The following is a 12,165-nucleotide window of genomic DNA, read 5'->3' on the forward strand; positions in this document are numbered from 1 at the left end:
GCTATGCCTCCTCGCTCACAAGCAGATCTGAGCTCAGCGTGTCATCCGAATGCCTGCCCGCCATAATCCGGAACAAGCCCGGTTCCACGACCGGCTTCAGATCCCGGCCGATATACCGCAGCTGCTCAGGTCCGACCTTGAACCGCACCGTCCGGCTTTCTCCCGGCGCAAGCTCGATTTTGTTAAAGCCCTTCAGCTCTTTCAAGGGCCTGGTTACCGCGCTCGCCACGTCCGACACATAGAGCTGAACGACTTCGGCGCCGGTCCGCGCCCCCGTATTCCGGACCTCAACCGTCACGGTCGCTTCCCCCTCCGGCGCGATCACGGCAGGCGTCACCGTAAGCCCCGAGTATTCGAATTCCGTGTAGCTCAGGCCGTAGCCGAACGGATAACGCGGTCTGGCGTCCTCCTCCAGATATCGCTTGCCCCGCGACCGCTTTCCGTTGTAATAGACGGGCAGCTGTCCGGCATGCTTGGGTATCGAAACCGTTAACCGGCCCGAAGGATTCTCATCGCCGAACAGGATGTCGGCAATCGCGTGCCCGCCTTCCTGTCCCGGGTACCACGCTTCAAGAATAGCATGCGCATGCTCGTCAATCCACGGCTCCGCGATCGGCCGGCCGTTAATATAGACAACAATGACAGGCTTACCCAGTTTGTATACCTCCTGGACCAATTCCAGCTGCACGCCTGACAAGCCAAGCGTCATGCGGTCGATGCCCTCGCCGCAATCCATATCGTTCCAAGCGTTCTCCGTCACTTTGGAGGCGCCCGTCTTCAAATCGACGGTTCCTTCCCCGAAGTCCCGGGCACTGGAGCCTCCAACGGCCATGACGATCGTATCGGCATGCGCCGCGCAGGCCAGCGCCGCTTCGAAGCCTTCCCTTGCGTCTCCCCTGATCCGGCAGCCCGGCGCATAAAGGACGTTCTCCGGATTATCCGCATATTTCCGCCGGATGCCGTCTAACAACGTCGCAACCTTCGATTTAGGCTGCGGCGACGTATAGTCGCCAAGCTGATTGTAGCCATTGTCCGCATTCGGTCCGATCACCGCGATTTTGCCGGCCGAAGCTTTCGATAACGGCAGCGCCGCTTGATCGTTTTTAAGCAGCACGATGCCTTCGCCGGCAATTTGACGGGCTAGCGAAACGTGCTCGCTGCATCCGATCACTTGCTCTGCGCGTTCCGGATCGGCGTATGGCCTCTCGAACAGGCCCAGCCTGAATTTGAGCGTAAGCACGCGCAAAACCGCTTCATCTACGACAGCCGTATCGAGCTTACCCTCACGGACCGCCCGGAGCAGATGCTTGCCGAACATTTCGCCCGACATCTCCATATCGATACCCGAGGAGATCGCCTGCACGGCGGCGGCCATTCCGTCCTCCGCGACGTCATGCCCCGATGCGAGCATGTCGATCGCCCCGCAGTCGGTAATAATCATGCCGTCAAAACCCCACTCCGTACGAAGCAGGTCCTTCAGCAGCTCTTTATTGGTCGTACACGGCACGCCGTCAATTTCGTTGTAGGCGGGCATAATCGACTGCGCGCCCGCCTCCACCGCCTTCTTGAACGGCAGCAGATCCACCTCAAGCAGCTCGCGCAGCCCCATATGAACGGGACCCGCGTTTCGTCCGCCTTCCGAGCTGCCGTATCCGACAAAATGCTTCAACGTCGCAGCAACGCTGTCTCCGCTGTCAAGCGACTCCCCTTGGAGTCCTTGCACGGAAGCGACTGCATACTCGCCGATCAGATACGGATCCTCGCCGAAGCATTCCTCCGTCCGCCCCCAGCGCGGATCACGGACGACGTCCAGCACAGGGGAATACGTGACGGCTCCGCCCTGGCTGCGCGTCTCCTTCGCCACCGCCCGGCACATCTCGCGGTACAGCTCCACGTTCCAAGCGCTTCCGAGCGACAGCGGCACCGGAAAGACGGTCGCCCCGATCGCCATATGGCCGTGCGAGCATTCTTCGCCGATCAGAATCGGGATGCCCAGCCTCGAATGCTCCATCGCATAGCGCTGAATCGCGTTAACCGCCTCCGCGCCCTCGCGGGGCGACAAGCCCGACTCCAGCGTTACGCCCGTCCACGGATCGGCGCGAAGCACGCCGTACAGCGAGCCGACGCCGCCTCCCGCCACTTGCCTCTTGAACGAATCCGAGAGCTTGATATGTCCATCTATATGCTCATAAGCCTGCCAGCCGAACGGCTGTATCAGCTGGCCCACCTTCTCTTCCAATGTCATTAAGCCGAGCAGATGCTCCACTCTTTCCTTCACCGGCTTCGAACTGTCCTTGTAGCTCATTCCAACACACTCTCCTCCGCTGAGGCTTATTCTTTAACCGCTCCGACCGTCAGCCCTTGAATGAAATAACGCTGGAAGAACGGGTACGCGAAAATAATAGGCCCTGTCGCAAGCACGACCATCGCCATCCGCGACGTATCCTGCGGCATATTTCTCAAAGCTTCCAAGCCAAGCGAGCTGTTCTGCGAGTTTTGCAATATAAATTGCAGATTGGTCTCGATCCGCATTAGCATCGACTGCAGCGGCACCAAATTTGGACTTTCGATATAGAGAAGCGCGTTGAACCAGTCATTCCAGTAGCCCAGCGTGCTGAACAGGGCGATCGTGGCAAGGCCCGGCAGCGACAAAGGCAGCACGAGGCGGATAAACGTCCCGAACTCGCCCGCGCCGTCGATTTTGCCCGACTCGATAATGGCATCCGGCACGCTTGTACTGTAGAAGGTACGCAGAATCATGATATAGAAGGCGTTCACCGCCAGCGGCAAGATGAGCGACCAGATCGAATCCTTCAGATGGAGAAGCTGCGTTACGACGATGTAGGTCGGAACGAGTCCGCCGTTGAACAGCATCGTGAAGAAAGCGAAGAAGGAGAAGAAATTCCGGTATTTAAAGCTCTTTCTCGAGATGGCGTAAGCATAAAAAGCGATGAACAGCAGGCTGATGACCGTACCTACGATCGTGACGAAAATCGTTACGCCGTAGGAACGCAGCAGCGTATCTCCGGTTTGGAACACGTATTTATATGCTTCCAGGCTCCATTTGGACGGAATCAGCCTATAGCCTTCGCTGGCCAGCGTTCCCTCATCCGTCAAGGAGATAATGACGACGAACAGAAACGGAAAAACGCATAAAAATGCGAAAATGCCGGCAAACAGGTTGAAGATAATATTCCACGGGGCGGATAGCTGATGAAAGTCGCGCTGCTTCTTTTTGACTAATAACACGATTGCCCACTCCTTTCCGGTGTTTAGAACAATGCCCCGTCCCGGTTAAATTTGCGTACGATGGCATTGGAAGTAATGACGAGCGCGAAGCCTACAAGCGATTGATACAAGCCGGCCGCCGTACTCATGCCGATCTCGCCGGTCGTCTTCAGGCCCCGGTATACATACGTATCGATAACGTTCGTGACCGAATACAGCGTTCCCGAATCTCTCGGCACCTGGTAGAAGAGACCGAAGTCGGCATAGAAGATTTTACCCACCGCGAGCAGCGTCATAATCGTAATTATCGGACTGAGCATCGGAATCGTAATACTGCGGATCTGCTGCCACTTATTGGCCCCGTCGATCATCGCCGCTTCATAAAGCGATTTGTCGATCCCCATAATGGAAGCCAGATAGACGACGCTGTTATAGCCGACCGCCTTCCATAAATAAACGAAAATGATAATGTACGGCCAGAATTTCGGATCGGAATACCACTGCACGGATTCCCAGCCGAAGTAGCTGAACACCTGGTTCAGCATGCCCCGCTGCGAGCTTAGAAAGCTGAAGGCGAAGTAGCCGACAATAACCCAGGACAAGAAGTAGGGGAGGAACATGCCGGTTTGGTAAATCTTCGCCAGCTTCTTATTCACCAGCTCGGACAGTACGACGGCCATGACGACGGACAGCACGAGTCCGATAACGATAAAAGCAACGTTATAGAGCAGCGTGTTGCGCGTAATCACATAAGCGTCATTCGTGCTGAACAAAAATTGAAAGTTATCAAGCCCGACCCACTTGCTGTTGACGATGCTGGCCCAGAAGCCGTCTCTGCTGAAGCGGTATTCCTTAAAGGCAATGACCGTACCTAACATCGGAATATAGGAAAAAAACAGAAACCAAAGCGCACCCGGCAAAACCATGAACAGCAGCACTTTATTTTTAACGACGTCTTTGAAAAAACCGCCGAGCATTTTCACGATTATCCCTCCCAATCTTGATGCTAAAAAAGATCGGGCGAAAGCCTTTCACCCGCCCGATCTCCACTATTCATTTCATTATTTATGGTTTGCCGCTCTCCATGCATCCAGTTGAGCTTGTACTTCAGCAATAACCGTATCAAGACCGGCTGCTTTGAACTTCTCGTTTGCTTTCGCAATATAGTCTTCCGGGTCTACCGTTCCGGTCATCAGAGAAGCCCAGTATTCTTCTTTAACGTTCTGAACGGCCGCGATTTCTTTGGAAACCTTCGTTGCATCGAAGTTGAAGCCGAGAAGCGGCGCGTCGATGCCCGATTCGTTAAATTCCTTGAACACTTCCCACTTGTCTTCCGGATCGTTCTCATTCAAGTAAGTGAGCATGATGTTGCCGAGGGCGAACGTCGGCATGTCGTAGTTGCCTGCGTCAGGCAGGTTTTTCATTCTGTTGTCGCCGATTTTCTCGTAGTGTACGCCTTCGATTCCGGAGTCCACCATGTTGCGGAGGACAGGGTCCGTATTGAGCAGGTTCAGGAACTCCATCGCTTTCTCCGGATGCTCGGAGTTAGCGGAGATCGCCTGCATCGAGCCCATAACCGACCAGTTGAAAATGTACGCGTCGCCTGCAGGCGTCGTCGATACCGGATGGCCGTAGCTCGCCGACCAGAGGTTCTCCGCGAACGGCTGCGTCGTGGCGCGGTCAGCTAACCATCTGCCCGATTTATTCAGATCCTCGACCGTCGTCGTCGTCGCTACTTCCGGCGAAATGTAGCCGGCTTGATAGTACTTGCGCATCGTATCGAGCGCCGACTTCAACTCAGGCGTTTCGAAAATGTTAACGACCTTGTAGTCCTTCGTATCCAGGTATACCGCCATCGGCAGCTTCTCGATCACGTAGTCGAACGGCATGAGCGGCATGAAGTCCTTCACCAGCGCCAGCGGCGTTACCTCCGGCTCGTTCTCCTTGACCGTCTTCAGAAGCGGCTCGAGGCTTTCCATCGAGCGAACGCTCTTGATGTCGAGGTTATACTTCTTCAACAGTTCGTCGTTGAAGCGCCATACCTCTTGGGCCGGAAGCTCTTTGTTGGCCGGAATGCCGTAGTTGTGTCCGTCGACTTTGGAGCCCTCGAGGAACGCCGGGTTGAGCGTTTCCTTGATGCCTTGTCCGTATTTCTCCAGCAGCTCGTCGATTTCCATGAACGCGCCTTTACGCGCGTTTTGCACATAATCGAACGCCCACGACGACGTGAACAGGATGTCCATCGGCTCGCCCGAAGCGGCCATGACCTGCATCTTCTGCGTGTAATCGCCGTAGTCGATCATTTTTATATCAACCGTGGCGTTGATTTTTTCTTTTGTGTATTTGTTGATTTCTTCGTTAACGAGCGCCAAATCCTTCTGCGGCGCGCCGATCGTGTACCAAATCAGTTCCGTCGCGGGCTCCGAAGCATCCCCGCCGTTCGCGGAGCCGTTCGATTCATTGTTCGACTTGCTTCCGCACGCGCTTACAACAAGCGTTACGGCCAGCAGCATAGCCAGCATTAGAGAATAGCTTTTTCTTTTGTTGCTCATTCTGTGTACCCTCCCCGTGTAATAGGATCCCTAAGGACTATCTTAACTGTAATTTATGAAAGCATTTTCAAATAGAACAGAAACTAAATATATCATGTCCAAAATAAAGAAAGCTGCTCAGCATGACGCTAAAGCAGCCCTTTATATTCCGTCGGTGATATGCCTACGTACTTCTTGAACTGTTTATAGAAGTATCCCGTTTCCCAATATCCGACGTTTCTCGCAATCTCATGCACCTTCAGCTGCGTATTCTTCAGCTGCTCCATCGCCTTCTCCACCCGGTACTTGTTCATATACTCGGTGAACGTTTCATTGCATTCCTTATGGAACAGCTGCCCCAAATAGACGGGATGGATGTTGAACTGGTTCCCTAACGTCTTGAGAGACAGGTCTTCATTGTACGACTCATGAATACGGTTAAGCACCTGCTTCACCACGGGACTCTTCACGTCCATGAGCAGGGCATCCACCGTAATGGCCGCCGCCTCCTTCACAACTTCGCTGACCGCGTCAATCCTCTCGGCGCTGCGAAGCCGGCTTAGGCTCCCCTTGTACAGCTCCGGCTCTTCATCGTGCCGGATCTCCTTCAGCAGCATTTTGAAACGGATGATCAGCTCCATGCCCGTATCTTGAATATCGCCTGGGGCGATGCCCTCCAGCTTCTGCAGCTGCGCGAAGTCGCCCTCAATCCGGCTCATTAAGGAATCCTTATCCTTCGCCATAACCATCTTCTTGTACTCCGGCCATTCCAGCGGGAAGTTCAGCTGGTTTGTCCCTTCAGCGCTTGGCAGATCGTCGTAACGAATGATGGCGCGGTCCTCGTAAATCATGAAATACTCCTGCGCTTTTCTCGCATTCGCATAGCTGACCGAGGCGGCCTCCATCATCTCCGTGCTGCCCAGCGTGACATGCAGCTGACCGTAATCCGCCAGCATTTGCATGTAGCTTTGCAGAATAGCTTCCGCCTCCTGACGGCCGGTTTCCGGTGCATTGACCTTGAAAACAAGCACGATGTCGCCGTCCATGTCGCGGAAGGACACCATTGCGCTGTTATGCTCCTGCTGCCTTGCGATAAAGGCGGATACCTCCATGCGGAGATTCTCCTGCCGCAGAATGGCGACCGCCGCATAAGGTGTGTCGAGCTCAATGCCCAGAAGCGCGGCCCGCTCGCGGAACGGCTCCGGCTCAATCTGGTTCATCAGCCACCTGTACATCACGTTATCCTTCAATATCCGCATGCTCTGTTCCTGGAGGGAATCATTCGCCTTGGTGGCGTTCAGCTTGCTCAGCGTGTTGGCGAGCGTCGCCTTAAGCTCCTCGAGATTAATCGGCTTCAACAAATAGTTCTCAATGCCCAGCCGCATCCCTTCCTTCAAATAATCGAATTCGTTATAGCCGCTGAGCACGATGATTTTCAGATCGGTCCGAAGCATCTCCCTCGCCCTGCGGATCAGCGTCAGACCGTCCATCGTCGGCATCGAAATATCCGTTATGACAATATCGGCGGGCGTTGTCTGAAGAGCCTCGAGCGCATCCTTTCCGTTCTCCGCCGAACCGACGATTTCCATCCCCATTGCCGCCCAATCGATAATATCGTAAAGCCCCTCAACGATAAACGGCTCGTCATCTACAATAAACACCTTATACATGGTTCGTTCAAACCTCCCCCAGATCCGGATAAAGAACGGTAACCGTCGTCCCTTCTTCCGGCTTGCTCTGCAGCTCAATGCCATAGCCGGGTCCGTGGAGCAGCTGAAGCCGCTCATGAATGCTGCGAAGCCCAAAGGACTCCGTCTCCGCGCCCGTTATCTCCAGTCCCCGTCGAATCTCTTCCAATCGTTCGGAAGCAATCCCCTTCCCGTTATCCGTCACTTGGGCCCGAATATATTCTCCGTCCGCCGCGACTCTGATGTCAATGCGATTGTCCTTCCGGTCGGCTCTCAGTCCATGCAAAATATAGTTCTCAATAACCGGCTGCAGCGACATCTTCAGCACTTTCTTATCCCTTAAACCGGATTCGCAATGAATATCGTAACTAAATTTATCCTTATAACGGATTCGAAACAGCTCCAAATATAACCGGCAGGCTTCAAGCTCGTCCTGCAGCGTATATCTCGGTTTCTTCCGCACATAGCTCTTGAACAGAACCGAGAGGCTGTAGATCATCTCGCCCACATCGGCCGCCCCCTGCGAGATCGCCCTCATTCGGATCACCTCAAGCGTATTATATAGAAAATGCGGGTTGACCCTCGCTTCAAGCGCCGCCAGCTCGGTATGCTTCTGCTTAATTTCAGCCTTGTACACCCGGTCGATATATTGGTTGAGTTCCTCCAGCATGTCGTTGAAGCTTTTGGAAATTTGACCAAGCTCGTCTTCCTTCCGGTCGTCGATCCGCACGGACAAGTCGCCCTGTTTCACCCTCCGGGTGAAACGGATAATCTTATTCGTTCTTTTGGCAAAATTGCCTATAAACAGGGATGGAATTAATATGGTGAACAAAATACAAATCGAGCTGATCGTCACGATGGTCTTGCGCAGCCCGCTGTATGACGCTTCCAGCTCGTGCTTCGGCACCATGCTGACTACGGTGAAGCCGCCTTGCGTATGCACCTGCTTGCTCATGATAAAATCCTGCCCGAGGTCTCCTTCGTCGTAGGACGAATTCACCTGTTCGAGATAAGGGAACTTGCCCCCTTCGTCCTTCCCCTCAGAGCTGTAAATGACGTCCCCGTCTGCGGAAATCACCACGATCTCGCCCATTATATCCCCTTCGTACTGCGCCAATCTCCGTTTGATTTGATCCGTCTCGAAATAGACGAGAAGCTGTCCGATATTCCGGAGAGACTGCTTGTTATTAATCGGGATCCGGACCGAGAAGAGCCGCATATCCGGCAGCTTTATTGCTCTTCTGACCCATATGTTGGAGGTGGATACGTTCGAGTCCTCTTCCAAATACATGGCATCCGGAATGAAGGAATTGGCCGCATTGGCGGAAATGATTTTGAACTGGCGGTTATGGTTGAAAGCGTATAAATGCTGCTGCTCCGCGCTGTACAGCATTAAGCTCCGAATATCCTGATCATCCTCCAGCTGATTTCGGAAAAATTGCACCGCGTCGGTGGAGGAACTGTTCTCGCTATAAAATTTATCCAGTCTATGCTCGACGTACGCGCTATACGGATTCTCCATCAGATAGGACATATTAAACGATAATTCCTCGTCGCGATAGACGTCGACCATCATCGTCTGCACCGCATCGTATTTGCTTCCTATATAATTGCTTACGCTTTCGATCGCCTGCCTCTGCACGTCCAGTTGCCGCTGAAGAGCCGACTGGGACATCGAGAGATACATGAGATAGGAGAACGTGATGATCGTCACGATCGTAATGGCGGCAAACAACAAAATAATCTTCATGAACAAATGGGGTTTGATATATTTGCGGTACAGGTTCAGCGTCGGCATGCTTGTCCCTCCTCTGCCTTCTCATTGCTGCTTCAACATGCGTTTCTTTGAAACCTCTTTAAGGAAAACCGCCGCTCCGGCTCCGGCCAGAATCAGGCCCGCCGTCACGAATATCCAGTGGATGCCGAGAAACAGCCCCAGCCCGCCTCCGATTAGCGGTCCCGTCATAGAGCCCAGTTGATTGGCGCTTGCGGTCATGCCGAACGACCTTCCTCTGAACTCCTCCGGCGTGCTCTTCACGAACAGCGTATTGACGGTTGGCGCAATGCCCGCGATGAACAGCCCGAATACGAATTGGACGAATGTGAACAGCCACAGCTGATCGACAAAATATTGCATGCCGAGAATAAGCCCGGCGCTGGCCAAGCAAAATGAAAGCATCCGCATATAGCCTAGCCGCTCGCCTGCCCTGCCCCAAATCGGCGAAGCGATGATCCCGGCTATGCCGATTAAGGAAAAGATATAGCCGGAGGTTAAGACAGCCTCCTTCACGCTTCCCTGCAGATCGGCGATATGCAGCGTAAGCAGCGGTTGAATCATATTATAAGAAATTTGGAAGAAAAGCAGAATAAGCAATAAATTCCTTAACGTCGAATTCGAAAAGGCGAATTTCAGATTACCCCAATACGTCGATTTTTTGACCTCGGTTTTCGACTGGCCTTCTTTCACCCAAATGATGACCGCAACTGTGGCGAGCAGAATGATCGCCCCCGATACGATGAAGGACATCCGCTGCCCGAAGGCCGTCGCGAGCAGACCGCCGAAGAACGGGCCGAGAATCCCCCCTGTCATCGTCCCCGCTTGCATGATCCCGAGACTTGCGCCCATCTTATTCGCCGGAGCAACGGTAGCAACTATCGACATTGAAGCCGGAACAAATCCCCCTACGAAGCCGTGAAGCATTCGAACCGCGATTAACTGCCATGGAGTTTGTACGATCGAAATGAGGGAATAGATGATCGCCAGGCTGATGCCGGCGCGGATAACCATTTTGCGCTTGCCGTATTTGTCAGCCATCGACCCCCAGAACGGGGCCATGACCGCGCCAACGAGAAAAGCGGAGGAATGCACAATTCCCGCCCATAAATTAACCGATGATTGATCGACGCCAAGCTCGAATAGAAACAGCGGCAGAAAAGGAACCGCCATCGTATAACTGGCGCTGCACAGCAGCACGCCTACCCATAAGATCCACATCGTCCGCTTCCATGACTGCATACCCGAAACACATCCCATTCGTATGTACGACCTGTGATGACCGCTTTTTTAAAATTAGCTTAGTTCTTAAATAATTATATAACCCCTGTCATAGATGGGCAAACCTATATTCTTTTGAACAAAAGGAAGAAGACCGAATAACTTCATTATCGTTTAGATACAATAACGAAGCTTGCGCAAAACCAACTAAAGGAGATGATTACCATTTCGGGCATTCTAGGCGGTAATTCTAAAGACGAGCCTCTTCATTACGGCGAGGTTTATGATTTGTGGCAATTCTCTATGGCAGCTAAAGGCTGCATATCGGCTAACCGGGCTTACCGTTATCACGCCGGCGATAAAGACCTCAAGAAGATATTGAGCGAGATCATCGATCAAGCCGAGCTTGAAGTGAGCGAATGCGACGCCATCCTGACTCGTAACGGCATTGCGCCGTCTCCGCTGCTTCCTGACAGGCCTGAAGCCAAGTTGGAGGACATTCCGATCGGAGCGCGGTTTGCGGATCAAGAAATTGCAGCCATGATTGCGGCAGACACGTCTATCGGTCTAGTCGGATGCAGTCAAATTATGGGCAAGTCGATCCGCGAGGATATCGGCGCGCTATTCGGAAAGTATCATGTAACGAAAGCAGCCCTAGGCATGAGAATTTTAAAATTATCCAAAGAAAAAGGATGGCTCATCCCTCCGCCGCTTCAAATCCAAAGACCGGAATTAGTAAACGCGTAAGCTGCTGCTGAACCAAGTAAAAGCCTTTCGGCGTCCATTATTTAATAGAAGACGCTAAGCGCCGATACTCAGGCTTAGCGTCTTCTATCGTTTAGCGATATTTCGTGTTTGTATCATAAAGGGGCAGACGAATGAGCAGTTCATCCTCACAGCAATCCGATTCGAAAAAAAGCACAAAAGGCAGCTTCTCCTGGTGGCAGCTTTCCTTATTCGGTCTCGGCACAACGATCGGCACCGGCTTTCTGCTTGGCTCCAGTCTGGCGATTGAGAAGAGCGGCTTCTCGATCATCCTTATTATCTTAATCGCGGCCGTTGGAACTTACTTTGTGTTTCAAGCATTAGCGGGAATGATCGCCGAACACCCGGAGAAAGGCTCCTTCCGCACCTATTCCAGGCAAGCCTTCGGGCACTGGGCAGGCTTCAGCCACGGCTGGGTATATTGGTCGTCCGAGATGCTTATTCTAGGCAGCCAATTATACTTAACTGCCCTCGTTACTTAGCCGTCCACTTCCCTAAAAACAACAAAAAACCTACCGCAATCATGCGATAGGTCATTCGTGCTTGGCGACGTCCTACTCTCCCAAGACCCTGCGGTCTAAGTACCATTGGCGCTGGAGGGCTTAACGGTCGTGTTCGGTATGGGAACGCGTGGTTCCCCTCCGCCATCGCCACCAAACGGGGATATTCGCCGAATCACTTTCTGAATAACTTCAGAAAAGATTCAAGCCTTTATCCTTCAAGACGCTTGCGCCCTGAAAACCGGATACGAAAGAAATTGCTGCTGAACTTTAGCTGTTTGTCTGCCGGATGTATGGGTCCATGCAGATCTTCTTAGGATAAGCCCTCGACCGATTAGTATTCGTCAGCTGCACGCATTGCTGCGCTTCCACCCCGAACCTATCAACCTCGTCGTCTTCAAGGGGTCTTACATACTGGGAAATCTCATCTTGAGGGGGGCTTCACGCTTAGATGCTTT

The 12,165-nt window shown here is 52.9% G+C and carries 8 protein-coding genes, 2 rRNA genes and 1 pseudogene; 2 read left to right on the plus strand and 9 right to left on the minus strand.

What is annotated here, in order from left to right:
- Window position 1 precedes the first annotated feature (1 nt).
- From H581_RS0109285 to H581_RS0109315, 7 genes are all read right to left on the minus strand, one after another.
- Window positions 2–2,305 carry a glycoside hydrolase family 3 N-terminal domain-containing protein gene (locus H581_RS0109285; RefSeq protein ID WP_028609774.1) on the minus strand — a complete coding sequence of 768 codons (2,304 nt, stop codon included), beginning with the start codon at window positions 2,303–2,305 and terminating at the stop codon, window positions 2–4.
- A 26-nt stretch (window positions 2,306–2,331) separates the two neighbouring features.
- Window positions 2,332–3,249: a carbohydrate ABC transporter permease gene (locus tag H581_RS0109290; protein WP_036718283.1), complete on the minus strand. Its 918-nt coding sequence runs from the start codon at window positions 3,247–3,249 to the stop codon at window positions 2,332–2,334.
- Window positions 3,250–3,272: 23 nt separating this feature from the next.
- On the minus strand, window positions 3,273–4,205 hold the full coding sequence (locus H581_RS0109295; RefSeq protein WP_036718289.1) for an ABC transporter permease: 933 nt from the start codon (window positions 4,203–4,205) through the stop codon (window positions 3,273–3,275).
- Window positions 4,206–4,289: 84 nt separating this feature from the next.
- The gene (locus H581_RS0109300; RefSeq protein WP_028609777.1) at window positions 4,290–5,780 is read right to left on the minus strand and encodes an ABC transporter substrate-binding protein; all 1,491 of its coding nucleotides are present in this window, start codon (window positions 5,778–5,780) and stop codon (window positions 4,290–4,292) included.
- 128 nt (window positions 5,781–5,908) lie between these two features.
- Complete coding sequence (locus H581_RS0109305; protein WP_028609778.1) at window positions 5,909–7,429, minus strand: response regulator transcription factor; 1,521 nt, start codon at window positions 7,427–7,429, stop codon at window positions 5,909–5,911.
- Between the two features lie 7 nt (window positions 7,430–7,436).
- Entirely contained in the window at window positions 7,437–9,245 is a 1,809-nt protein-coding gene (locus tag H581_RS0109310) for a cache domain-containing sensor histidine kinase (protein ID WP_028609779.1), read from the minus strand.
- 21 nt (window positions 9,246–9,266) lie between these two features.
- Window positions 9,267–10,463, minus strand: coding sequence for an MFS transporter (locus tag H581_RS0109315; RefSeq protein ID WP_028609780.1), 1,197 nt, complete (start codon window positions 10,461–10,463; stop codon window positions 9,267–9,269).
- 195 nt (window positions 10,464–10,658) lie between these two features.
- Between H581_RS0109315 and H581_RS0109320 the strand changes: the two genes are divergently transcribed.
- Entirely contained in the window at window positions 10,659–11,189 is a 531-nt protein-coding gene (locus H581_RS0109320; RefSeq protein ID WP_036718286.1) for a DUF3231 family protein, read from the plus strand.
- A 131-nt stretch (window positions 11,190–11,320) separates the two neighbouring features.
- Window positions 11,321–11,686: pseudogene (locus H581_RS0109325) on the plus strand (amino acid permease); the annotation flags it as partial.
- Window positions 11,687–11,748: 62 nt separating this feature from the next.
- On the opposite strand, the gene rrf reads toward H581_RS0109325, so the two are convergent.
- Window positions 11,749–11,865 (minus strand): 5S ribosomal RNA (gene rrf / locus H581_RS0109330).
- A gap of 156 nt (window positions 11,866–12,021) precedes the next feature.
- A 23S ribosomal RNA gene (locus tag H581_RS0109335) occupies window positions 12,022–12,165 on the minus strand; the annotation flags it as partial.

The organism is Paenibacillus harenae DSM 16969 (genome assembly GCF_000422465.1).
Classification (GTDB): domain Bacteria; phylum Bacillota; class Bacilli; order Paenibacillales; family Paenibacillaceae; genus Pristimantibacillus; species Pristimantibacillus harenae.

Excerpts from the sequence above, each read along its gene's own strand:
- H581_RS0109285 (WP_028609774.1), bottom strand. The coding sequence starts at position 2,305 with ATGAGCTACAAGGACAGTTCGAAGCCGGTGAAGGAAAGAGTGGAGCAT.
- H581_RS0109295 (WP_036718289.1), bottom strand. The coding sequence starts at position 4,205 with ATGCTCGGCGGTTTTTTCAAAGACGTCGTTAAAAATAAAGTGCTGCTG.
- H581_RS0109300 (WP_028609777.1), bottom strand. The coding sequence starts at position 5,780 with ATGAGCAACAAAAGAAAAAGCTATTCTCTAATGCTGGCTATGCTGCTG.
- H581_RS0109305 (WP_028609778.1), bottom strand. The coding sequence starts at position 7,429 with ATGTATAAGGTGTTTATTGTAGATGACGAGCCGTTTATCGTTGAGGGG.
- H581_RS0109310 (WP_028609779.1), bottom strand. The coding sequence starts at position 9,245 with ATGCCGACGCTGAACCTGTACCGCAAATATATCAAACCCCATTTGTTC.
- H581_RS0109315 (WP_028609780.1), bottom strand. The coding sequence starts at position 10,463 with ATGCAGTCATGGAAGCGGACGATGTGGATCTTATGGGTAGGCGTGCTG.
- H581_RS0109320 (WP_036718286.1), top strand. The coding sequence starts at position 10,659 with ATGATTACCATTTCGGGCATTCTAGGCGGTAATTCTAAAGACGAGCCT.